The sequence below is a fragment of the Gordonia aichiensis NBRC 108223 genome (assembly GCF_000332975.1).
Lineage (GTDB): Bacteria > Actinomycetota > Actinomycetes > Mycobacteriales > Mycobacteriaceae > Gordonia > Gordonia aichiensis.
Window position 1 is genome coordinate 17,186 of the sequence record NZ_BANR01000015.1, and the last position, 23,593, is coordinate 40,778.

21 protein-coding genes are annotated in these 23,593 nt (G+C 64.8%); 6 read left to right on the forward strand and 15 right to left on the reverse strand.

Going from position 1 to position 23,593, the window contains the following annotated elements; all coding sequences use genetic code 11:
* Positions 1-6: 6 nt before the first annotated feature.
* The 10 genes from GOACH_RS14185 to GOACH_RS14230 form a co-directional block, all read right to left on the reverse strand.
* Positions 7-738 carry a GltB/FmdC/FwdC-like GXGXG domain-containing protein gene (locus tag GOACH_RS14185; RefSeq protein ID WP_005175793.1) on the reverse strand — a complete coding sequence of 244 codons (732 nt, stop codon included), beginning with the start codon at positions 736-738 and terminating at the stop codon, positions 7-9.
* Positions 726-1,622 carry a class II glutamine amidotransferase domain-containing protein gene (locus tag GOACH_RS14190; protein WP_005175795.1) on the reverse strand — a complete coding sequence of 299 codons (897 nt, stop codon included), beginning with the start codon at positions 1,620-1,622 and terminating at the stop codon, positions 726-728. Before GOACH_RS14190 ends, GOACH_RS14185 begins: the two co-directional genes overlap by 13 nt.
* An 85-nt stretch (positions 1,623-1,707) precedes the next feature.
* The gene (glnT, locus tag GOACH_RS14195; protein ID WP_005175798.1) at positions 1,708-3,054 is read right to left on the reverse strand and encodes a type III glutamate--ammonia ligase; all 1,347 of its coding nucleotides are present in this window, start codon (positions 3,052-3,054) and stop codon (positions 1,708-1,710) included.
* Between the two features lie 272 nt (positions 3,055-3,326).
* Positions 3,327-4,721 carry an ammonium transporter gene (locus GOACH_RS14200; RefSeq protein ID WP_005175805.1) on the reverse strand — a complete coding sequence of 465 codons (1,395 nt, stop codon included), beginning with the start codon at positions 4,719-4,721 and terminating at the stop codon, positions 3,327-3,329.
* Positions 4,722-4,817: 96 nt separating this feature from the next.
* A complete protein-coding gene (locus tag GOACH_RS14205; protein ID WP_005175807.1) occupies positions 4,818-5,870 on the reverse strand; it encodes a heme-dependent oxidative N-demethylase family protein in 1,053 nt (350 codons plus the stop codon).
* A gap of 66 nt (positions 5,871-5,936) precedes the next feature.
* Positions 5,937-6,929: a PDR/VanB family oxidoreductase gene (locus GOACH_RS14210; RefSeq protein WP_005175811.1), complete on the reverse strand. Its 993-nt coding sequence runs from the start codon at positions 6,927-6,929 to the stop codon at positions 5,937-5,939.
* Positions 6,926-8,491 carry a heme-dependent oxidative N-demethylase family protein gene (locus GOACH_RS14215; RefSeq protein WP_005175813.1) on the reverse strand — a complete coding sequence of 522 codons (1,566 nt, stop codon included), beginning with the start codon at positions 8,489-8,491 and terminating at the stop codon, positions 6,926-6,928. The genes GOACH_RS14210 and GOACH_RS14215 overlap by 4 nt, the downstream gene beginning before the upstream one ends.
* Positions 8,488-9,483: a PDR/VanB family oxidoreductase gene (locus tag GOACH_RS14220; protein ID WP_005175815.1), complete on the reverse strand. Its 996-nt coding sequence runs from the start codon at positions 9,481-9,483 to the stop codon at positions 8,488-8,490. The genes GOACH_RS14215 and GOACH_RS14220 overlap by 4 nt, the downstream gene beginning before the upstream one ends.
* A complete protein-coding gene (locus GOACH_RS14225; protein ID WP_005175818.1) occupies positions 9,480-10,067 on the reverse strand; it encodes a dimethylamine monooxygenase subunit DmmA family protein in 588 nt (195 codons plus the stop codon). The genes GOACH_RS14220 and GOACH_RS14225 overlap by 4 nt, the downstream gene beginning before the upstream one ends.
* A gap of 5 nt (positions 10,068-10,072) precedes the next feature.
* Positions 10,073-10,456 carry a cupin domain-containing protein gene (locus tag GOACH_RS14230; RefSeq protein ID WP_005175820.1) on the reverse strand — a complete coding sequence of 128 codons (384 nt, stop codon included), beginning with the start codon at positions 10,454-10,456 and terminating at the stop codon, positions 10,073-10,075.
* Positions 10,457-10,789: 333 nt separating this feature from the next.
* Between GOACH_RS14230 and GOACH_RS14235 the strand changes: the two genes are divergently transcribed.
* The gene (locus GOACH_RS14235; protein ID WP_040518752.1) at positions 10,790-11,716 is read left to right on the forward strand and encodes a phosphatase PAP2 family protein; all 927 of its coding nucleotides are present in this window, start codon (positions 10,790-10,792) and stop codon (positions 11,714-11,716) included.
* A 106-nt stretch (positions 11,717-11,822) separates the two neighbouring features.
* On the opposite strand, the gene GOACH_RS14240 is transcribed toward GOACH_RS14235, so the two are convergent.
* From GOACH_RS14240 to GOACH_RS14255, 4 genes are all read right to left on the reverse strand, one after another.
* Positions 11,823-13,118 carry a PucR family transcriptional regulator gene (locus tag GOACH_RS14240; protein WP_005175829.1) on the reverse strand — a complete coding sequence of 432 codons (1,296 nt, stop codon included), beginning with the start codon at positions 13,116-13,118 and terminating at the stop codon, positions 11,823-11,825.
* A gap of 13 nt (positions 13,119-13,131) precedes the next feature.
* Positions 13,132-14,547 (reverse strand): phytoene desaturase family protein, encoded by a 1,416-nt coding sequence (locus GOACH_RS14245; RefSeq protein ID WP_005175838.1) that lies wholly within the window; start codon positions 14,545-14,547, stop codon positions 13,132-13,134.
* Positions 14,548-14,550: 3 nt separating this feature from the next.
* Positions 14,551-16,386: a DUF3556 domain-containing protein gene (locus GOACH_RS14250; RefSeq protein WP_005175841.1), complete on the reverse strand. Its 1,836-nt coding sequence runs from the start codon at positions 16,384-16,386 to the stop codon at positions 14,551-14,553.
* A gap of 127 nt (positions 16,387-16,513) precedes the next feature.
* The gene (locus GOACH_RS14255) at positions 16,514-17,983 is read right to left on the reverse strand and encodes a class I adenylate-forming enzyme family protein (protein ID WP_005175843.1); all 1,470 of its coding nucleotides are present in this window, start codon (positions 17,981-17,983) and stop codon (positions 16,514-16,516) included.
* A gap of 182 nt (positions 17,984-18,165) precedes the next feature.
* On the opposite strand from GOACH_RS14255, the gene GOACH_RS14260 reads away from it, so the two are divergent.
* The 3 genes from GOACH_RS14260 to GOACH_RS14270 all read left to right on the forward strand — a co-directional run bounded on the left by GOACH_RS14260 (position 18,166) and on the right by GOACH_RS14270 (position 21,448).
* Positions 18,166-19,065: a DUF5995 family protein gene (locus GOACH_RS14260; RefSeq protein WP_005175846.1), complete on the forward strand. Its 900-nt coding sequence runs from the start codon at positions 18,166-18,168 to the stop codon at positions 19,063-19,065.
* A gap of 190 nt (positions 19,066-19,255) precedes the next feature.
* Positions 19,256-20,677, forward strand: coding sequence for an amino acid permease (locus GOACH_RS14265; protein ID WP_005175849.1), 1,422 nt, complete (start codon positions 19,256-19,258; stop codon positions 20,675-20,677).
* Between the two features lie 105 nt (positions 20,678-20,782).
* Entirely contained in the window at positions 20,783-21,448 is a 666-nt protein-coding gene (locus GOACH_RS14270; protein WP_005175852.1) for a TetR/AcrR family transcriptional regulator, read from the forward strand.
* Between the two features lie 22 nt (positions 21,449-21,470).
* Here GOACH_RS14270 and GOACH_RS14275 read toward each other — a convergent pair whose 3' ends face one another.
* On the reverse strand, positions 21,471-21,911 hold the full coding sequence (locus GOACH_RS14275) for a hypothetical protein (protein WP_005175856.1): 441 nt from the start codon (positions 21,909-21,911) through the stop codon (positions 21,471-21,473).
* 4 nt (positions 21,912-21,915) lie between these two features.
* Here GOACH_RS14275 and GOACH_RS24625 point away from each other — a divergent pair, with 4 nt between their 5' ends.
* Together GOACH_RS24625 and GOACH_RS23775 are read left to right on the forward strand one after the other, a co-directional pair.
* Positions 21,916-22,464 (forward strand): UvrD-helicase domain-containing protein, encoded by a 549-nt coding sequence (locus GOACH_RS24625; RefSeq protein ID WP_373279095.1) that lies wholly within the window; start codon positions 21,916-21,918, stop codon positions 22,462-22,464.
* Between the two features lie 129 nt (positions 22,465-22,593).
* Positions 22,594-23,310, forward strand: coding sequence for a 3'-5' exonuclease (locus GOACH_RS23775; RefSeq protein WP_157227722.1), 717 nt, complete (start codon positions 22,594-22,596; stop codon positions 23,308-23,310).
* Positions 23,311-23,593: the final 283 nt, after the last annotated feature.

Consider the following 23,593-nt stretch of genomic DNA (forward strand, 5'->3'; position numbering starts at 1 on the left):
ACCGGCTCAGTAGGCCGAAGAGTTGTCGACGTGGAAGTGGTAGAGCTCGCGCGCTGAGCCGTAGCGGGTGTACTCGGCGGGGTCGTCGTCCTTGAACCCGGCGGCCTTGAGCAGTCCGGCGAGTTCTTCGAGGTGTTCGGCCCGCATCGGTTTGACGATGCAGTCGGCGCCGAGTGAGGCAACCGAACCGCGTACGTAGAGGCGTGTTTCGTAGATCGAGTCGCCAAGCCCCTGGCCTGCGTCGCCGCGGACCACCATGCGCCCGGCTTGCGCCATGAACGCACTGTTGTGGCCGACGTTGCCGCCCACGACGATGTCGACGCCCTTCATCGAGATGCCACACCGCGCTGCGGCGTCGCCCTCGATGACGAGCAGCCCACCGTGCGCGGTGGCGCCTGCGGACTGCGACGCGTTGCCCTTGACGACGACGGTGCCGCTCATCATGTTCTCGGCGACGCCGGTGCCCGCGTTGCCGTTGATGATGATCTCCGCCTGCTGGTTCATGCCTGCGGCGTAGTAGCCGACGTGACCGTTGACGGTGATCTTGACGGGTGCGTTGACCCCGGCGGCCACGCTGTGTGCGCCGTGCGGGTTGTCGATCACCACCTCGCCGGACACATCGCCGTGCAGAACCGAGTTCACGTCACGCAGTGGAGTGGTGTCGAGGTCGAAATGCAGGTCGCTCATGGGGATCTCCGTGGACGGGGGTGTGGATGGGGTGGCTGTCAGCGTGTCCATGCGTAGACCACCTCGGGCTCTGGTTCCCAGATGCGGGCATCGTCGACGCCGGGAAGATGGGCAAGCGCGCGATACTCACTGGCCATGGCGACCCAGTCGGGTGTCTCGGCGATCACGGCAGGCTTGCAGGCAATGGCGTCACGGACCACGGCGAAGGAGTCGCGGTTGGAGACCACAAGGGTGTAGAAGCCGTCGAAGGTCGCACAGACCTCCTTGAGTGCGGTCTCGACATCCTTGCCCTGCGCGAGTTGGTGGGCGACGAAGCGGGCGCCGACCTCGGTGTCGTTCTCGCTGTCGAAGTGCACACCCTGCGCGCGCAATTCGCGTCGGATGGTCGCGTGGTTGGAGAACGACCCGTTGTGGACGAGGCACTGTTCGGGGCCTACGGCGAAGGGGTGTGCACCCGACGGTGTCACGGCGGACTCGGTCGCCATGCGGGTGTGTCCGACGCCCTGCCAGCCCTGCGCGGACGCGAGGCCCCACTGCTGTGCGAGGTCGCGCGGCGCACCCACGCCCTTGAGGACTGTCAGATCCGAACCGAAGCCCGCGACGAGCGCCGAGGGGAATGCGGCCCGCGCGGCGTCGAGGAGGTCGCCGGCGTCGATCGGTGCCGAGAGGACGAGGGTGTCATCGACCAGCTGCGCTGCGACGTCGGTGCCGAGCGCATCGGTCAATCGCGTTGCAGCCTCAGCGGGTTCGACGTCGATCTCGAGCAGACTGACGCAACCGTGTCCTGCCGGCGCCCATGCCTCGTTGCCGTAGACGGCCATTCCGGCGGAGTCGGCTCCGCGGTCTTGCATCTCGCCGAGCATGCCCGTGAGCAACTGGCCGAGTTGGGGATACAGCTCTGGGTTGCGTAGGTGCAACCCGACGATTCCGCACATGATGTGTGCCTTTCCGTGAAATGGGGTGATCTCGACGAGCTCGGTCCGCGTCGTGCTGATCGCGGCAAGCTCGATCTTTTGGGGGTCAGAAAGCCGTGAGGTACTGCTCGACCTCCCAGGGCGAGACGGCCGAGTGCCAGGCGAAGAACTCCTCGCGCTTGAGGTGCGAGAAATACTGCGAGACGCGTTGCGCGTCGTCGGGCCACTCGTCGGGGATCGCGGCGTCGAGTGTTGCGGTGACCACCGCGTCGGCTTCGAGTGCCTCGACGGCGTGCAGCAGAGTCAGCGGAAGGGACGAGATGTGACCCGGGCAGGTGCCGAGGGCGCCGGGGTCGAGGCTGCGCTTGATGCCGTCGAGGCCTGCGCCGAGTGCCGCAGCGATCGCGAGGTACGGGTTGGCCGAACCGTCGCCGCCACGGAGTTCGACACGCTGCTCGTCGGGGATGCGGACGTAGTGGGTACGGTCGTTGCCGCCGTAGGTCGGGACGCGCGGCGCCCAGGATGCTCCGGAACGGGTAGCTGTTGCGCCGGTTCGCTTGTAGGAGTTGACCGTCGGCGCCATCACAGCCTGCAGCGCTGGAGCATGCTCGAGAATGCCGCCGACGAATCCGTATGCGGCGGGCGAGAGTCCGAGTCCGCGTTCGTCCTCGTCGGTCGAGCTCGGGAAGACCGGATTGCCCGCCGAGGTCAGCGAAAGATGCAGGTGCAGACCGGAACCGGTGCGTTCGGCGAACGGCTTGGGCATGAACGTCGCGACCATGCCGCGCTCGGACGCGAAGGTGGAGAGCAGATAGCGCAGGGTGATGACGCGGTCAGCGGTGGTCAGGGCGTCGGAGTAGGCGAAGTTCTGCTCGAACTGTCCGTTGCCGTCCTCGTGGTCGTTGGCGTAGTTGCTCCAACCGAGTTGATTCATCGCCGTCGACACGGTGGTGAGGTGGTCGTACATACGGGTGAGCCCGCGGACGTCGTAGCAGGGCCGGTCGGAATCGTCGGCAGCGTCGGCGGTGATGAGCGCGCCGTTGGCGTCCCGCTTGAGCAGGAAGTACTCGACCTCCGCGCCGACCCACGGCTCGAACCCGGCGTCGGCGGTCTGCGCGATCAGCGACTTGAGGATGTTCCGCGGGGCGAACGGCCACGGCTTGCCCTCGACGTGCGGATCGCAGTGGACGATCGCCAGGCCCTCCTTGATGAAGGGAACCGGCAGGAACGACGAGACGTCGGGGATGGCGACGAGGTCGGGGTCCTTGGGCTCCTGCCCGATCGCGCCGACCGCGTAGCCGGCGAAACCGACTCCGTCGTCGGCCAGTTCGTCGACGGCTTCGACCGGGACGAGTTTGGCGCACGGCTTGCCACGCAGGTCGACGAACATGGCGAGGATGAACTTGGTGTCGTTGGTCTCGCAGAGTTCCGCGAGGGTCTTGGTGTCAGTCATGGGTTGCTCCGGGGTGTTCGGGGAGTGAGTCCAGTATGTCTACTCGTATGAACCGTTGTCTAGTATTAGTAGACGCTCGATTTATTGCGGTCCCGTTAAGCGCGCGTGAGGTGGTGGTATCGGCCGCGTCGGATGCACAGTCGGCTGCAGGAGGTGCACGGTCGGCGGCAGGAGGTGCACGGTCGACGGCGGGAATGCAGAACGCCCGTGAGTGCGCGGGCGTCGGTGCGTACTCACGGGCGTTCTGTGGACAGGTAGCGGATTCTGCAGGACTACGTCGTCGTTGCGGGAGCTGCCGCAGGTGGAGCGGTGTTCGCTCCGGCTGCCGCTGTGCTGGAGGGCAATTCGTGTTCGAGGTTCTCTGCGGCGCGCTCCGGGTGCACGCCGGAGAAGCCGCCCGGCGCATGTCCGACGCCTGCTGCGGGAATCTCGTAGGCGGTCTCGGCGTGGATCGTGGAGTCGAGTCCGAGCGTCTCGGTCTCGGCGTCGACCCGCAGACCCATTGTCTTGTCGATCGCTGTCGCGATGAGCCACGTCATGACGAACGAGAAGACGCACGTGATCACGATGCCCGCCAGTTCGCGCCACAGGAGATCGATGTCTCCGCCGAACAGGATTCCCTGGATGCCGGCCGGTGCCGACGACGCCGCGAACAACACGATGCACAGGGTGCCGACGATGCCTCCGATGCCGTGGACGATGAACGCGTCGAGACTGTCGTCGACCTTGAAACGCGACTTGATGCTCATCAGGAACGCCACGACCGCCGACGACAGAAGTCCGACACCGAGCGCGCCCAGCGAGCTGACCGCGTTGGCCGACGGCGTGATGCCGACCAGACCCGCAACGACGCCGGTGATGACGCCGAGCGAGGTGACGTGGCCCTCTCGGATCTTCTCTATGATCGCGAAGCCGATCATGCCCGCGCTGCCGGCCAGCAACGTGTTGAGAATGACGAACTGGGTGAGGAAGGTGGCGCCGAACGCGCAGCTACCGTTGAACCCGAACCAGCCGAACCAGAGGATTCCGCCGCCGAGCAGCACCATCGGCAGATTGTGCGGGCGCTCCATGCGCTTGCGTCGTGCACCGAGCACCAACGCGAGGGCGAGCGCTGCGACACCTGAATTCATGTGCACCGCAGTGCCTCCCGCGAAATCATGGATGCCGATCCTGTTGAGCAGGAAGCCGCCTCTGGCGTCGTCGGTGTCTGCGGTGAACACCCAGTGCGCGACCGGGAAGTACACGAGCGTCAGCCAGATCGGCACGAAGACGAGCCACGCAGAGAACTTCATCCGACTGGCAGCACCACTCGCGACGATCGCGACGGTGATGGCGGCGAACAGAATGAACCATGCTGCGTAGTACAGGACCTGGGTGCCGCCCGATCCGTCGTCGGTCTGGTGGTTGATGAGTCCGATGTAGTCGGTCGGATTACCGATCAGCCCCCAGCCCTTGACCGACGGGCCCGACACGAGTCCGTATCCGTACAGAACGTAGAGCACGCTGGTGATGCCGAGGGTGATGAGCACCATCGTCATCATGTTGAGTACATTGCGTGACCCCAGCATGCCCCCGTAGTAGAAGGCGAGTCCGGGGAACATGAGCAGAACGAAGACGAATGCGGCAAGCATCCACGACAGGTCCGCATGTGCGGCGAGTTGTTCCATGGGTGTTCCTTGAGTTGGTGACGAGTTCGATCAGCGGGACGGACAGGGCGGGCGGAGACGAGGGCTGGAAGCGTGGACGAGGGCTGGAGACGTGGGCTAGTCGGAAATGGGTTGGCGGAGATATGCGACGACGTCGTCGCGGTAGTCGAAGAACCCCTTGTACGTGGCGATGCGTTCGTCGAGGGTCTCGATCACCGTGGCCAGCTGAGCCGACCACTCGGGGATTCGTCGCACCTCGTCGAGCGACGCCATGAACGTGCGGATGTTGAAGGTGACGGCCCCTGACATCGGCAGGCGGATGAAATGCTCGAGTTCGATACGCAGACGCGCGGAGCCGAAGTCGTTGTCCCGCACCATGGCCGGGATGTCGCGTCCCCACTCGGGAAGCTCTTCGAGACTGACGTCGAGCTTGTGCGAGTCCGACGCTGACAGCGTCCAGTTCACGCGCCGGTAGACCTGATCGGCCGGGAGCCTACGCAGGAACTGCTCGGCACGTGCCACGATCCCGTCGCGGATGAGGCCGGGGACCGGAGCGTGGATCTCGTACATGTCCATGCCGACGTCGAACGACACCGACCACGCGGCGGCGAAGGTCACCACACCGGCGTCGAAGTAGAGCCTCCCGTCGCGTTCGACGACAAGGAGCAGATCGTCGGGAACCTCACGCGCAAGGAACTCCATGGGGCCGCCGGGCAGCGTGTCGCTGTCGCCGAGTGTGAACGCGGCATCGGTGCCGAGAAGGTCGTTACGCCAATGGAATCGGCCTGCACCGAGTTCATCGAGTCGCATGAACTGCGGGTAGGCCAGCGCGAGGTCGCGCAGGTAGTAGAGCAGCAGATCCCAGCATGCGATCTCCATGCCGGGGCGGATCCGCACGCGGGAGGGATCGGCGTCGAGAATCCGCCTGCGCTCGGCCATGATCGACGGGTACTCGGCTCCGCCGAGGTCGACGAGGTTGCGGCCCCACTCGCCGCCCCGGGTGCGGTGGGGAATCCGGGCCGGTTCGACGTTGACGGAGTAGCTGAATTCTGCGAGCTCGTCGGGGAACGGCCATGGGATGTTCGACAGGTGGTCGACGGGCTGGGCGAGGAATTCAGCGGCCGCACCTGTCGGTGTATGCGTGGCTGACTGGTCGGTGGTGAGTGTCATGTGGTCACCTCGAAAGCGTTCGGATGTCGTCGGAGGGGGTTTAAATCAGCGGTGAGAGCGGTTGGCTCAGTCAGCGGAGACGTCGAGCACGAGGTCGCCTGCGCCGCGGGAGACGCAGCAGAGCATGCTGTCGCCGGATGCTCTCTCCTCGTCGGACAGGACGTAGTCGCGGTGCGTTATCTGTCCGGCACGCACCGGGATTCGGCACTCGCCGCAGACCCCCTGGCGGCACATGTTGGTGACCTCGACGCCGTTGTCGACGAGTCGTTCGAGCAGCGAGACACCTGGCGGGACGTCGATGACCGTTCCATCGGCAAGACTCACCGAGAACGGGTCTCCCGGATCCTGTTCTGGCGCGGTGAACCTCTCGAGGTGTACCCGCGCCGACGGCCAGCCCGCCGACGCAGCGATCCGCTGGTAGGTGTCGAGCAGCGGCGCCGGGCCGCACGCGTAGGCGTGCGTGCCGAGTGGTTGCGCTGCAAACCGCTCCGTGAGCAGAGCGATCGTCTCGTCGACTCCTGTCACCTCGTGCAGCGTGATGTCGGGTTGTTCGGCCAGTGCCCGCAGATCCTCCACGTGCGCGCTGTGACCGGGACGGTAGGAGTACACGATCTCGACGGTCAGACCGTCACGTGCCGCGGCGCGTGCATGCGACAGGATCGGGGTCACCCCGATACCTCCGGCGACCAGCAGGGCGTGCCGCTGGTCGAGGACAGGCGCGAACATCGGTCGTGGACCCTCGACCTCGATCAGCTCGCCTTCGACGAGGTTGGCGTGCAACCACTCCGATCCTCCGCCGGTGTCTTTGCGCAACACCGAGATCCCGTACGAGTCGGGATACATGCCGTCGTCGACCAACGAATAGGCGTTGCGGGTGGCGCCTGCCTGCACGATGAGGTGGCTGCCGGGTTGGTAGGGAGTCAGGGCGCCGTCGAGTGGCGCGAAACGGAAATGCGTGATCGCGTCCGTGAGTGGGCGGACCTCCACGACTCGCATGGTGCGCGACCCCGTCCGATAGCCGTCGTGCAGGTGTCCGCCGACCTGCGCTGCGGCGGTCATGACAGTTCCTCGAGGGTGCGCGCGTCCACGGCGGAGGCCAGGAAGCTGCCGCGCGACGCCGAATGATGTTCGTGGATCTCCAGACGCCGGGTGCAGCCGGGACATTCGACGATCCCGCCGGGGGCGCCGACGGCGCGGAAGGTGTCGCGGCAGTGGGCGCAGTAGACCGGCAGGTCGGCGGTGTCGGTCACGAACGCCGACAGTTCGTCGGCGATCGCTCCTGCCGAGCGGGCAGCACCGAGAGCCGTCAGCACGTCGTACTGGCCCCCGGTCACCAGAATCCTCGCCCCGGTGTGCGTTGCCGTGAGCGCTTCGTCGAGCAAGGCCCGGTCGTCGTCGTGTGTCAGTGAGTCGAGGACGAGCAGGCGCGTGGGGCCGACACTCTCCGCGACACGTACCCACGCGCGCGCGACGTGTGCGGTCTCGTCGTGCGGGCCCACTGCGACGATGAGGAACTCCGATCCTGCGGCGTCGACCTCGGCGGGCCGTGACGGCCAGTCGGGCAGTCCGTGCACGGGTTCGGTTGGCGCAGTGCCGGTGTCGATCTGCGGTTCCGCGATCGGCGAGTGCAGCGCCTCGTACGAACGCAACCACTGCGCGGCGCGCGTGCGGTACTTGATGATGCCCTTGTAGTCGGCCATGTCGTCGGGTAGCTCGGCGAAGACCTCGGCTGCGCGTGCACGCCACGGGTCTACGGTCGCCACCGCTTCGAGGGGCAGGAGGTAGGTGCGAATCAGGAACATCACCGCGCCGGAATCGGGTAACCGGATCAGATGCTGGACCTCGACCCGCAGATGGACGAGCCGCCCGAACTCGGCGTCGTCGACGTGTTGGATCATCTCCCTGTCGGGTCCCCATTCGGGGTAGCGCTCGGTGGAGACATCGAGTCGGCGTCCGATGGTCATCGTCCAGTTGGTACGACGGTAGGGCTCATGTGGTTGGAGCCGCTTGAGGAACTCGTGTGCGCGGGTGATGACACCCATCTTGCGCACACGCGGAACAGGCCCGTGGATCTCGAGGAAGCTCATCCCGACGTCGAATCCGAAACTCCAGTCGGCTGCGAAGGTGATGATGCCGGCATCGACGAACAGCTGCCCGTCGCGTTGGTCGAGCAGCGCGATGTCTTCTTGCACCTGGGTGGAAATGTAGTGCAACGGGTCGTCGCCGAGGCTCGACTCGTCACCGTAGCGGAAGGTACGTTCTTCACCGAGAAGGTCGTTGCGCCAGCGCCATTCGTCGCCTCCGAGTGAGGTGAGGTGCATCGTCTCGGGATACGCCTGGGCGAGCTCGCGCAGGATGGTGAGCATGGCGTCCCATGCCGCGGGGCGCATGTGCGGCAGTACCGCTCGGCGTGTCGGGTCGGCGTCGAGGATCGCAGCGCGCTCGGCAAGCTCTGCGTGGTATTCGGAGTCGACGACGACCGCCGAATCCCCCCACTGACCAGCAGGTGTGCTCACCTGCGCTCCGGCGGGTTCGACGTTGGTGCTGTACCGGTAGATGTCGTCGACGAAGGGAAAGGGGAAGTGCGCGATCAGATCTGGTCGCGCGGCTGCCGTGGTCACAGCGGTACCTCCAGGGTGCATCCGTCGCCTGCGCGTGAGACGCAGGGCATGATCGCGGTGCGCGACTGCTTTTCCTCCTCGGTGAGGAACAGATCGCGATGAATGGGTTCGTCACCGCCGCACAGGTCGATACGGCATTCGCCGCACACGCCCTGTCGGCAGAGATTGGGCACTGCTATCCCGTTGGTCTCCAGCGCTTCGAGCAGGCTGGTCCCCGACGGGACGTCGAAGGTGCGTTCACTGCGCGTGAGTGTCACCCGGAACGGGTCGCCTGCGTCGAGGGCGTCGATGCCGAAGCGCTCGGAGTGCAACCTCGACGGCGGCCAACCGGCGATACTCGCGGACTCGAGAACGTGGTCGATGAAACCTGCAGGGCCGCAGACGTAGAGATGGGTGCCTACGGGTTGCTCGAGCAGGGTGTCGGCGAGACGTATCGCGAACTCGTCCCTGGTGGTGAACAGCTCCGCATTGCCGCCGGCCAGACGTGTGACCTCGTCGACGTGCGCTGCGTATCCGGGCCGAAACGCATAGAGCACCTGCACGTTTCGCTGCCATCGCGCGGCTGCTCGCAGATGCGACACGATGGGTGTCACCCCGATACCGCCCGCGATCAGCAGGTGTTTTCCGGCCCGAGCCGCCGGCGCGAACGCGCTTCGAGGTGGCCGCACCTCGAGCTGGTCACCTTCGGCGAGGACGTCGTGCAACCACCGTGACCCGCCGTTGCCGTCGGTCACCCGCAGAACCGAGATCGTGTACTCGGTGGGGTGCGCTCCGTCGGAGACAAGGCTGTAGGCATTCGAGTACTCGCCCGCCTGGACGACGAGGTGGCTGCCCGGCACGAACCCGGGTAGCGGAGCGCCGTCGGGTGCTGACAGCGTGATGGTTCGTATTCCGTTGGCACTGTTGACTATCGACGTGACAGTCAGCACCAGTGTTGTCGGCCGCCGAGGTGCAGGCGTCGTCGGGACGCCGGTGTCGGCCAGTGCGGTCATCGCGTTGCTCCTCCGGAGGGGGCCGTCTCGGCGTCGACCATGAAGCCGAGGAAGGCGCCGGTACGTCGGGATACGTGGTAGTAGACGAGGAGGTCACGGTCGCAGCCGTCGCAGCAGATCACATCGTCGACAGCCGCGACGGCGTGCGTCGTGGTGCGACAGTGTGAGCAGAAGACATCGACGGGACCGGTACCGACGGGGACAACACTGATCTCGTCGTCCTCGAGTCCAGCGTCGATCGCGGTGGCGCGCAACCGCAGGCACGATCCGACCGGTCCGGCAAGCACCACACGGACACCGACTGCACTGCTGCGCAACGTGTCTCGCAGTTGTGCTGCAAGAGTGTCGACTTGATCACCGAGCAACACCGATCGCCCCACATCGGGGTCCAGGGTCTGCGTCCAGTCACGAGCTAGGTCGACTGCCGAGGGGGCGTCGGACGTTGACTTCGGGGCGTGGGGGTCGCCCATGCCGACGAGCACATAGAAGCGACCCGTCGTGTCGGGAAGAGCGGTGGTGGTCGGTGTTGACCGTCCCGGCGTGCGTGCCCACGCCGGGACGCTCGAGTATGCGAGCTGCGACATCGGGGCTACAGGAGTGTCGAGTCGCGGTGGCCGGCGTAGAACGCGAGGGCGTAGTCAGGGGTGCTGAAGTAGATCTTGGAACCCTTGGGGAAGAAGATCGCGTCCTTGGCCTTGGCGATGGTCTTCTGTCCCGTTTCTTTGTTCTCGAGAAGGAACTCGCCCTCGAGGACGACCTTCATCTCGTCGTACTTGTACTCGTAGTAGAGCGGGGCGTCGGTGTGGCGGAGTTCGAAGTAGCCGCTGCACATCTCGCTGCCGTCCGGGTTCTCGTAGACGTCACCGATGAAGCCCTCGGTGCCGGGATACTCGGCATCGGGCATCTTGGGGAGGTTCTCCCAGGCACCGGGCGTGACGCGGAATTCGAGGGCACTCGTGCTGTCGATCGACATGTTCTCTCCTATTCTTGGATGGACGTCCGCTTCACCTGGCACCGATTCGGATCCGCCGGATGGCGTCACAGGTTGGTGATTCATGTGAGTGGACTTTGTTCCCTTATATGAGACCGCTCGAGTGTTTCTGCTGCGTGACGCGTGCGTTGACGTATGTGACACTTCGTCTACTGCGGTGAGACATTTGCTGGCGATGTTCACTGCGGCGCCACAACCTTCCGAGGCGGGTTCGGCGAGCTGGGCCGTCATTCACAGACACGAATCGGTCAACACTCGCGACTCGCCCCGCTCGCATCCCAGATTTCTCCCAGGTTGTCTCGATACGGTTGCTCAGTGAGTTCCTTGTCCGTGGTGCGCCCCACGCGTGGTCGCCGACCTCTCGGTTACGTGGTCAGCGCAGTGCTCGCGGCGTTGCTGGCGTTCGCTGCGGCAGGCGGAATCTTCGTCTTCGCGGTGCGGACATCGGCAGGACAGGTCATCGATCAGCGTCTGCTGGAGTACGGGCGTGAACTCCCCGCGGCAACAGCGGTGCCGCATTGGCTGTCGATGTACGTGGTCTCGAATCCGCTGACCTGGATCATCGGTGCGACCATCGTCGTCGCGCTCGTCTGTCTCGGTGCAATGCTTCCGTCCGAGCGGGGTCACCGCAGCGTCGGCTCCCGGATCGCAACGACCGCTACTCTTTTGCTGTTTCCGCCGGTGACCATCGTCGTGATCCGTGCCCTTCGTGACGGCACCTACCGTCCGCACTTCCACGACTGGATCGAGGAAACCAACAACTCGGCACCCAGTGGGCATGCGGCGGCCATCGCCGCGCTGGTCGTTGCGGTTACTCTGGCCGCTCCCCCACTGCTGCGGCCGTGGGTTGCCGCACTCGGCGGCGCCTGGGCCGCGATCATCGACTTCGGCCTCGTCGCCGCAGGATGGCATCGGCCCAGTGACGTGGCCATCTCGACGTTGCTCATCGTCGGCGCGGCCGTGTTGCTGCCCGATCCCCACCGCGGATCCACCACCGCGATCCCCCGGGTCGTCGGGCTTGCCGTGTGTGGTCTCACGATCGTCGCGGCGTCGATCACCATCGCCGTGTACTACCCGCGGCTCGAGCAGGTCGTGATCGCGGCGCTCGTCGCCGGCGTGGTCGGGGTCTGCCTGGGAATCCTTGTCGCGTTCAAGTCCGGCGACCGCGCGGCGGTGGCCACGAGCCACGTCGACGACCCGTGGGACCACCCCAGGCGCCGCGACCACCACCTTGTCGGCTGATTCATCGCGCACGGTCGACGGATGGGAGCGCACAGTCGACGGATGGGAGCGCACGGTCGACGGTTGGGAGTCGCACAGTCGACGGTTGGGAGCGCACGGTCGGCGGTCAGGCCTGAGCCAGGACCTCCGCGCCCAGGAATTCACACACGGTCAGGGCAAGGGCGAGATCGAGGCGATCGGTGGTGCGGGTGTCGCGCATCGCCTTGTCGACGCGGTACTTGACGGTGTTGCGGTGCAGATTGAGACGCTCGGCGGTGTGCAGATGACTTTCCCCGGTGGCGAAGAAGACCGACAGCGTCTCCCGCAATGCAGCCGCATTCGGTGAATCCTCGGCGAGGGGGCCCAAGACCTCGTGTACCCACGCCCGCGTGAACTCCAGGTCGCGGGCCAGCCGAGAGACCACGGCCACTCCCCGATCGCCGAAGCCGACGACGTCGGCGACGAGACTGCCGGGCATCGTCGCGAGGCCCCAGGCCGCGAGCGCCTGCTCGTGGGAGCGTCGAAAACCGGTGACGCCGAAGGCGTTGAGCCCCAGCGCCACGCGCACACCCTCGGGCAACGTCACCTGGCGCGCGACCTCGGCGGTCTGGACGCTTCGATCACCACGTCCCAGCGGCAGCCAGACCCAGGCTGTCGTGCGGTCGATCGCGGTGATCAGCGGTGGCCCCTCGGCGAACAGTCTCGTAGCCATCGAGCGAGCTGCGCGGTCGAGTACGGCGAGGTCGCGCGCCCCCGCGTCGGTCACCCACAGGATGGCGGCCACGTGATGCTGCTCGAGCGAGTAGCCGGACTCCCGCTCGAAGGAGTCGGTGTCGACCTCTGTGGTCCGGAGGATCTCGTGGATCCGGGACGACAGGACGTTGCCCTCGGCGCCGATCCAGCGTCGACGCTCATCCTCGTACGCCTGGAACACGTAGAGGGTGATCCACTCGATGTACTGCGAGATCACATCGGAGATCCGACGCATCACCGCAAGGCTTTCCCGGGTGGGCAGCTCCAGGTCGTCGACGTAGCCGAAGATGGTGCGCAGCATCTCGTTCTGACCCATATGGTACGCACGTACCAAGGAGTTCGACGGTACGTCGCGTTGGGCAAGACGTAACGCGTACTCGACCGCAGCAGTTGTCGGCTGGAGATGCTCGACGGGTATGTCGTTGCTCAGCACGTGCAGGATGGTCGAGACATTGCCGTGCACGCTGGCCTCGAGCATTTCGACCAGTGCCGGGTCGACGTCGAGTTGGTCGATGTCGCGCGCCATCAATGCGGTGAGGTGTCGGACGATCTCGGACTCGTTCTCACGCAACCGCTTGCCCACCTGGGACACCGCAGCGCGAACCTCGTCGGTGACCACCGCAGTCGACTGCGCATTGTGCTGGGGCAGACCGGGTATCGACGTGCTCACTGCTCGCGTCCTGTCACCGCTGCAACCACGTCAACGCCGAGTTCGCCGCGTTGGCCCCGCAGAGTCCGTGCACGCCTGCACCGGGCGGCGTCGACTGCGAGCACAGGTAGACGCCGTCGACGCCAAGGCTGTACGGGTCGATGGCCGTACGCGGGCGCAGGAGCATCTGCAGACCGTCGTTGGCGCCGCCGATGATGTCGCCTGCGGCGAAATTGGCGTTGTAGTCGTGTAATTGACGGGTTCCTGTGCTGCGCGTCGCGAGGATCCGATCGCGGAAGCCCGGTGCGAAGCGCTCGATCTGCTGCGTGACGAGGTCGGTGGCGTCACCGTCGTAACCCTTGGGAACGTGGGCGTACGCGTAGACGGGATTGACGTTGCCTGCGCTCCTCGTTGGGTCGGCGACGTACTGCTGACCCAGCAACACAAAGGGATTCGGCACCATGACGCCGCCGGCGCGACTGGCTTCGGTGGAGGCCACCTCGTCGAACGTGCCGCCGAGATGCACAGTTCCTGCACGACCGCAGTCTGGATTGGTCCACGGGATATCGCCATCGATTGCGTAGTCGACCTTGAACGCCGACGATCCGACGCGGTATCGCCGATACGACCGCGCGATCCGCGACGGCATCTCGTCGCCGTAGATCGCCAGGGTCTGCTCGGGCGAGAGGTCGAGAAGGACGAGATCGGCGTCCGGGATGTCGGTGCGCGCACTGACCCGGACACCGGTCTCGATCTTGACGCCGTACGAGCGCAACGCCGACACGGCGGCGTCGATGATCGCGCCCGAACCGCCTTCTGCCACGGGCCATCCGTAACGATGGCCGCTCGCGGCGATCATCATGCCGAGAGACGCCGTCATCGGACGGTCGAGGCGGTTGAACGCGTGCGCAGCGATACCTCCGAAGAGCGCGCGTGCCCGCGGTGAGCGGAACACGCGCGCAACCGCGGACGCGGGAAGCAGCGCACGCGGACCGAATGCCGCCAGTCGCAGGGGATGTCGAGGGACGTTGATGATCGGGCGGAGCAGGTCGGCGGACAGGTCGTCGAATCCGCTTGCCACATCACCGAAGAGCAATCGCCAGCGTCGACCATCCTCGCCGAGCCCTGCCGCCGTCTCGTCGATGGACTGATAGAGCAGGCCAGCGTCTCCCGAATCCAGCGGGTGGGCGCAATCGATCTCGGGCCACCGCCAGACGAGTCCGTACTGCTCGAGTCCGACGTCCCGCCAGAACGGCGAGCCGACGGCGAGCGGATGAAATGCCGAGCAGTGGTCGTGGATGACGCCGGGCAGCGTCAGCTCTCCCGACCGCGCGCCACCGCCGACGGTGTCGGCGGCTTCGAGCACGGTGACCTCGACGTCGTTGCGAGCAAGGTGCAGGGCGGCGGCGAGCCCATTGGGCCCGCCGCCGACGACGACCGCTGAGGTCACCGGCTACACCTGCTCCTGCGCGTCGGCGCCGCGCATCTTCGGTTCGGTCATCACCTCAGGATCAGTCAACGCGCGAGCAGCGTCAACGTCGAGCGTCCATTCGACGTCGATCGGGATCGGACCGTTGGGTAGCCACGGCTGCTCTGCGATGGCATCGGTGACCCGGTAGGAGCCCCGCTCGATGACACCGAGCGCGGCGTCGATCACCTGATACTGCTGGGTGCCCTTGTGGATCGGCTGCGACTCTATCCACACGACGAGGAACTCGCCGGGAGCGAAGTTGCAGCGTCGCTGCAGTGCGGCGATCATCTTCGCGTCGTGCAGGTGACCGTCACCGAAGTTGAACGCCACCAACGAGTTACAGGCGAACTCGCCTTCACGCAGGGTGTAGGTGTTGATGTCGTCGCCGAGGTGGCGGCTCATCAGCGAATACAGCGCGCGGCCCTGGCTGTGCATCGACCGCCACGCGAGCATCTGATGCATCACGACGTCGGCGACCTCCGGCGGGTACGTCGCCAGCAGCTGGGTGCGGGTGTTGGGCGACGACCGCACGATGTGCTGTTCCAATTTCTCCTCGGCGCCGGGTGCGAATGCCCAGGTGGCCGAGGCCCAGTTGCCTGCGTACTGACGCATCGACGGCAGGAACGAGACAAGGTCGGGCCTCAGGTTGCCCAGTACCGGGAAGAAGCAGAGCGCGATCGCGATGAGGACCAGCGCCCACGGCATCGTCGTGTCGGTGAGTGCGAAGCCGTCCCAGGCCGGATAACCCCAGAACAGGAAGATCGCGGTGTAGGCGAAGAGCAGATTCCATTCGAGCGGAACTGCGAGGGGGAACGTCGAGAAGATGAACAGGTGGAAGCACACCATCAACACCACAGCGGCCAGCGTGAGCCACTTGTTGGTGGAGAAGAGCAGGACCAACGGTGTCGCAATCTCGACGATGGTGCCGAGTACGTGACCGATTCCGCCCGCGACCTTCGACGGGCGCAGGTCGTTGGGGAAGTCACGGTAGTTCGCGCGCTTGAGGGCCTTGATCGTCAGCCACGGCGTATTCGACATCATCGGCGGGATGACCATCGAGAAGTGGTGTCCCAGTTTGGAGATGCCCGCACCGACCCACACCGACACGATCAGCAGCTTCAGCGCGAGGATCATGTCGACGAAGGGTAGGAAGCCGAAGAAGACCAGGGCCGGTAGGTACTGCTCGCCGCGCGCCGCGATGAAGATGACCTTGTCCCGCAAACCGATGATGACCAGCAATGCGATCACCGGATAGATCAGAGCCGGATTGACCAGGCCGTGCGAGGTGGGTGCCACAGAGTTGAGCCAACTCGACTGCACGCCCGGAAGCACCAGGGCGACAACGGTAGTGATCAGGAGTAGCGCGTAGATCGCGACGTCGAACACCGTGCGCGAATCACCCTTGGTCAGCGGCACTTTGCCTGGCCACGGTGGGAGCCGGATCGTCTGTGGGCGCAGCCAGAACAGCAACCCGCCGGTCATCGGTTTGAAGTGGCCTGCAAGCGGCCCCCAGGAGCCGCCGAGTCCGAGGACCTCGATCAGCAGCGTCCACAGGATGGCCTTCTGATAGATGATCGGCTCGTTCCACCACTGCGATACGTGCAGCACGTTGAGTCCTGACGTGAACGTTGCGATGGTCAGCCCGATTCCCAGATAGAGCACGACGATCTTCACCAGGTAGATGACCTGTAGCATCTTCGGGGTGCCGAAGCCGTACTCGGCCCAGTGCGTGGACAGCACGCGCATGCGGTCGAAGAACGGTTTCTCCAGGAAGGTGTCCGGGTCTACTGGTGGGAAGTCGGGTTGTACAAGACCCATGGTGTTTCTCCTTTGGACGGGCTCGCGTGGGCGTGCGGGGTCGGCCCGACGTGATGTCGGGTAGTGGTTGACGGTGTTGTCGTGTGCTCGGCGGTGGACTGGGTCGCGCCGACCTGGCGGCTCGGCTCTACGTCGGCTGGGGTTCGCGAACGCGGCGTCGTAAACCGGGTTTGTCGATCTTGCCCACCGGATTGCGCGGCAGCTGGTCGACTAGGTTGATCTCGTTGGGGCGCTTGGTCTTTGTGAGGATGCCTGCGACGTGGTCGGCGAGCTCGGTCTCGGTGACGGGTTTGTCGGGATAGGCGACGACGAAGGCGACCGGCACCTCCCCGTAGACCGGGTCGGGGGCACCGACGACCGCGCACTCCAGCACCGCCGGATGTGAGGCGAGTGCGTTCTCGATCTCCTTGGGGTACAGGTTCTCTCCGCCCCGGATGATCATGTCCTTGATGCGGTCGACCAGAGTCAGGTAGCCATCGGCGTCGAGGGTTCCGACATCGCCGGTGTGCAGCCAGCCGTCGACGACGGTGCTGGCGGTCGCTTCGGGCCGGTTGAGATAGCCGCGCATCACGCTCGCTCCGGAGATGAGCACCTCGCCCGGTTCGCCGGTGGGTACCTCGGCGCCGTCGGGTCCTGCGATACGGATGGTCTGGCCAGGCAGCGCCGGTCCGACGGTTCCCGACTTCCGTTCTCCGTCAAGCGGATTGCATGCCGACGCGCAGGTGGCCTCGGTCAGTCCGTAGCCCTGCAGGATCGGGATTCCGAACGTCGACTCGACGTGGTCGAGGAGTTCCTTCGAGATCGGTGCGGCACCACAGATCGCGAAACGCAGTGAGGTGAAAGCCTCCGCGCTGACGTCGGGGTGTGACACGAGAAGCGCGTAGATGGTGGGGACGGCCGAGAAGTAGGTGGGGCGCAGCGTGTACAGGTCGGTGAAGAAGCGTGAGGGGGAGAACTTTCCGGTGATGCTGAGCTGGCCGCCCGCGAGAACCGGCGCGAGAAAACTGACGCAGATCGCGTTGACGTGGAACAGCGGGAGGACGAGGAGCGCGTGGTCGGCGGCGGTGAGCGACAGCAGCTCTTTCATCGTCGACGCCATGTAGTGCAGATTCTCGTGGGCCAGTCGCACACCCTTGGGCCTGCCGGTCGACCCGGAGGTGTAGATCAGCAGAGCGTCGTCGGACATGGTCGGGGGCGTTGGCGGTGTCCAGGACGAGGCGTCGGCGGCGAGATCGTCGACGTGTAAGACGGCGCGGTCGGGAGTGGCGGTCAGCGCGTCGTCGTCGACGATGATCAGGCGTGCGGCGGAGTCGGTGAGCTGGTACTCGGCCTCGGCGGCAGTGAACGCCGGGTTGACCGGTGTGGCGACGGCGCCGAGGCGCCACGCGGCGGCGAGGGCGATGAGGAGTTCGACGCGATTGGGCAGGAAGGTCGCGAGGACGTCACCGCGTCGCAGGCCCAGTGCCTCGAACTGTTCGGCCGCGGCGTCGACCCGCTCGGCGAAACCCGCATAGTCGAGGGCGATGGAGTCGTCGCGGACGCACGGTGCGGTTCCGCGGTGGGCCAGTTCCCAGGGAAAATACGACGTGGCGCTCACAGTGAATGTGTCCTCTGCTCGGTGGATGTGAGCTAGAACACTAATGGTGCTTGATGTGGCGGAGAACGGCCCCGCACACCAGACTTTCGCGGGTCGGTTGTGCTCGGAGCACAGATTCGACGTCGGCTTGCGGAATCTTTGCAAGCGCTGCCGATGGACGGCGTCGAAAGTACCATCGGTTGATGGTTTCGCCCAGGTTCGTGCTGGTCACGGCGGTCAGTGTGCTCGTGTGCCTCACGGTCCCCGGATCGGTGTCGGCAGCGCCGCCTGGCCGCCCCGACGTCACGCACGCTTGTGGCGACCCGCTGTCGGCGGGCGATGTTCGTCGCATCGTCGAGTTGTCGGACACTACGGACGGTCACGAGTCCGCCCTCCCGACGTTGGAACGACAGGTCGGAAAGCTCTGGCAGATCACCGACATCCTGACCGCGCATCGCGACCGGCGCGGGTTGTTCGCACTCGGACTGGCAGCCGTCGAACGCGACGCCGTGATGCCGATGCAGCGACGGCCCGCAACGTTTCGCAATCCGCGCTGGGCGCCGGTGATCAGTCTGCGGTTGCTCGACCGATTCTTCGCCGCCGTGCACGCCGAGTTCTCCGGCGGACCCGTACCACCCCAGTGGGCGCGGTACTTCGGGCTGACGCTGGACTGCGGTGCCTCCGGAGAGCGAGCCGCGCTCACCGGCTACAACGCCCATATCACCGTCGATCTCGCGTATGCCACCGCAGACGCACGGACCATCCCCGACGATGCCCCGGACTTCTTCCGTCTCGTCGATGCCATTGCCGCGCACGGTGATTCGATAGTCCGTGAAACAAATCGGATCTATCACGTCGATCTCGGGCCCACGTTTCGCTTCTACTTCGTCGGCGAGGGGCTCGATCGGCTCGTCGGCGCCGGAAAGGCGACCGGGCCGATGTTGCGGGCAGCAGACGTCGGATACAACGTGCTGACCTTCGGCAATGGCCTCGCACTGCAGGATCCGCGCAGTCGCGACACCGCTGCTGCGGACATCGCGGCGCTCTGGAACACCGGCGACGCCGCGTTGACCGCGTTCGAATCCCTGGGAGTACTGCGATGATTCAGACATTCGCGACGTTGCCGGATTCCTGTGCGTGGTCCCGCGGCGTTCCGTAGGGTTAGCCGTCGGTAACTGACCTACCCGCACCCATCGGGAGGTCGTCGACGCCCCACATCACCGGGCGTGCCGCCAGACAACAAGCACCCGCACCACATCGGGTCGATACCGTAGCGAAAGGCCGTCGGACCACATGGCAACCACCAAGCCGGACACATCCACGGAGGAAGCACCCACCTCCCTGGGGTCGAATCTGAAACCCCGTCACATCACGATGATCTCGATCGCCGGTGTCATCGGCGCCGGTCTGTTCGTCGGATCGGCGAACGCCATCGAGAAGGCCGGTCCCGCGGTCCTGATCTCCTACGCGCTGGCGGGCACGCTGGTGGTGCTCGTGATGCGGATGCTCGGCGAGATGGCGACAGCCAATCCCGACACCGGCTCGTTCTCCGTCTACGCCGACCGCGCTCTCGGTCGCTGGGCCGGCTTCTCCGTCGGCTGGCTGTACTGGTGGTTCTGGGTGCTGGTGATCCCCGTCGAGGCAACGGCCGCGGCGAAGATCCTGACCGACCTCGTCGGCGGCGAACAGTGGATCTGGGCACTCGCGGTCACGCTGTTGCTGACGGTGACCAACCTGGCGAGCGTCGGCAACTACGGCGAGTTCGAGTTCTGGTTCGCGCTCATCAAGGTCGTGGCGATCGTGGCGTTCATCCTCGTCGGCGTCGCCGCGATCTTCGGCTGGATCCCGGATTCGACGGTCAGCGGCGTGAACCATCTCTGGGAGCCGGATGGCTTCATGCCCAACGGTTTCGGGGCGGTCATCGCAGGCATGCTCATCACGATGTTCTCGTTCATGGGAACCGAGATCGTGACCATCGCGGCCGCCGAATCGCCCAATCCGGAAAAGGGGATCACCAAGGCCGTCAATTCGGTGATCTGGCGTATCTCACTGTTCTACATCGGTTCGATCTTCGTGGTCGTCGCGCTGATGCCGTACAACAAGCTCGACGACGGCTCGTACCAGTCGGTGCTTGAAGCCATCGGCATTCCGGGCTCGAAGATCATCATGGACATCGTGATCCTGACGGCCGTGGCGTCGTGCCTGAACTCGGCGCTCTACACCGCATCGCGCATGATGTTCTCGCTCGGCACCAGACACGACGCCCCGCAGGTGGTGCGCAGCCTGACCCCCAAGGGCGTGCCCTGGGTCGCGGTGCTGATGTCGATGGTCGTCGGATTCCTTGCTGTCATCGGCAATTATGTGCTGCCGGACAAGATTTTTGCGTGGCTGCTCGCCACGAGCGGTGCGATCGCACTGTTCGTCTACCTGACCATCGCCGCAAGCCAGTGGCGGCTGGGCCGAGTGCTGCGCGCCGAGGGTCAGCGGCCGCCGGTGCGGATGTGGCTGTTCCCGTACCTGACCGGTGTGGTGATGCTGTTCATCCTGGCGGTGCTGATCCTGATGGTCTTCGACAACGACCAGCGCCAGGCGATCATCTTCTCCGCGATCTCGGCGGTGATCATCATCGGAGCCGGGATCATCGTCCAGAAGCGCAGTCGCTACCACTCGGACGACGAGGGTGCGCAGCCGCGGTATCGAGAAGGGGCCTCATGACGTCGACGTACGAACCGGACACCACGTCGACGCCCCCGACGTACCTGTGTGAACTCGACCTTCTCGATACCGCTGGTACTGGTCGCCGTGGTCGATAATGTCCCGATGACCACCGAACCGTCAAGCCCCACGTCGTCCGACGCTGGGGCAGACCCCGCGAGCGGCCCCAAGCGCAGGCCGAGCCGCGCGGATGTGCGGGCCGACATTCGAGCTGCGGCGCGCGAGGTGTTTCTCGAACGCGGGTACGCCAACGCGTCGCTCGAGATGATCGCCGGCCGGGCCGGCTTCTCCAAGGGCGCGGTGTACTCGAACTTTGCGAGCAAGGGTGCGTTGTTCATGGACCTGACCTCGTCGGTGTTCACCGAGCGTGCGTCTGGGTTCACGGCCCCTGGCCTCGTTCCGTCAGCGGACAACGCCGACGCAGAGTCGGATATGCGCGCTCTCGCACTCATGCTGCTCAAGCAGATTCGCGACTCCTATCGCACGAATGTGGTCTTCGCCGAGTTCCGGTCGGAGGTCGACCGCGACCCGCAGCTGCTGAAGGACTACACCGCGGCGCGCGCACAACTCGCCGAGTCACTCGCGGCGAACATCGAAGAGGTCACTGCCGTCAGAGGTTTACGGCTGAAGGTGCCCGCGCTCGACGCCGCCGTGGTGGTGCTTGCGTTGATCAACGGACTCTCGCTCGAGTACGTCGGCCGCGACGGAGAGCACGTACTCTCCGTCGACACCATGGCGCGGGTGTTGGGGGCGTTGGTGGGTGGCGCGTAGCAGCTCCCTGATATCACGACAACTAGTGCGCCGGTGCAGGTTTCATGGTGGAGTCGCCGTCACCGACCGAACCCGGCGGTCGGGGCGCGGCTGTCGGGCGATACTCGATCATTTCTCGGGATAGCGCGCGCCGGAAGATCCGCGTCCGTGCCAGGTTCACGGTGGCCCTGGTAAGCAGAAGATAGGTGAACGCTGCGCTGACGAGAACGAGTGACAACGCCAACCAGTCACCGCCACTGAGGTTTTCAGCGGCGACGCTCCGTGCCCACAGTCGCCAGTAGACCATCAGGCTGACATCGAGCCCCACTCCGTAGGAGATGCCGAACGACATCAGGTACGGCTTCCAGGTTCCGTCGCGGAGCCGCTCGGACAACAGTTCCTGCCGCAGCGCCGCTGCGACCGACAGCAGGTTACCGACACCTAGCCAGAGCAGAGTGGTGGCAACAAATTGGTCGAGGAGCAAGGAAATGATCGGGTGGGGGAATCCCCACTTGCGGGCACCCCAACGCCACCCTTGCGAGTGTCACCGTCAACATGGAGCGGATGCGCGACATGCCAGCACTAGGATCAGCCACGAGGGCTGCCTCCTAGTCTCGGGAGCCGAAGGGGGCGGGTGCTGTAGGCGCAACGCTTGCCTCCGCCCGCGCGGGCGCCTCTGCACAGTACGCCAGCAACTCGTCTTATTACCGCAGCAGAATGCCCACCGTGTCGCACTCAAATACATTGTGGTCGATGAGTTTCAAGACTTCTCCCTCATGTTCTATGAACTCCTCCGTGCAGCGATGGGTCATGCTTCGGATGCCCAACTCATGACAGTGGGCGACGATTGGCAGGCGATCAACGAGTTCGCCCGCTCCACAACCGATTACTTTCGCGACTTCGAGCAACTGTTTGCGCCTGCGCAAACCTTACGGCTGGAGACGAACCGTCGGTCAGCTAGGTCTATTGTTGACCTGGGCAATTCTGTTATGCGCGGGTTTGGATTCCCAGCCAGAAGTTACTCGCCACTGACGTGAAATATTCGCCTTCTCGAAATGTCGTCCTTTGAATCTTCTCCGTTGGAGAAGGCAATCTTTGGAGAAGGCTACAGGTGGAATGTGGCGCTACTCCGTCTGATCTCCGAGCACCACCGAGCTGGCCGATCCGTGGCCGTTTTCTCGCGGCGCAGGAGGGGATTCCACGTCGTCGAAGCTAATGGGATCACCAAGACATTCGACGAGTTCGGCAAGTATGGCGAGTACCTTTCCAAGGTACTCAAACTTCCCCCCGGAACGGTGCGTTTCAGCTCAACCCATGGTTTCAAAGGTCAAGAATCCGAAGCTGTCATCCTCCTCAGCGCCGATGAGCGGAACTACCCATCAATCCACCCCCACTGGTTTTTGTCTACCATGTTCGGCGACACTATTCCAACGATTACCGAGGCTGGGCGTCGACTGTTCTATGTCGGAGTAAGCCGACCGAAAGTGCACCTCGATATCGTGATCTTCGGCGAGAATCCATCGCCTTTCTGGACCGACGCAATGCCTGCCGGCATCAAAGCCACCCCTTGGGGCAACATCCCACAAGTAGCTCTCGGCGCGGCGATTGCGAGCATCGTCGAACTTCGTGTCTACAACGCCCAGGTTGAGCACTTCGATGTCGTTCGGAGTCAACTTAAGGCCTCAGGCTTCCGGTACCACGGCGATGAGAAACGGTGGTGGCGGCACTTCGATGTCGAGCACTTCGACACACAGATCGTTCTTTCGTCTCCGTGGGCCAACGAACCCGGAATCCGCATCGAGGCGTGGCACGGCGACGCAACCATCTGGCAGCACCGAGGACCAGAACGTCGAACTCCGACAAATTTTAACTCAGCATGGTAGAGACAAACCATGTCCGGAATCCAGCATCTGTCAATGCGTGTACCGTGGCGAGACCGACCATGGGATCAGTTCATCTGCGACGATCCGCTGGACAATTCATCTTGTGTGCTTCTCGCGGGAATCGGCGCAAACCGGGATGACGCGCTCGAGCATGCGCACGCTGGCGACGGGTTCGCAGAACTCGATTCGAGTCGGCTTCCGTGCCTGAGCGAGCGTGCCACGTTCATGTCGCCCGATGGATACACCGTCGTCAAGCAACACCCCTATCGCAACAGCGGTCCGC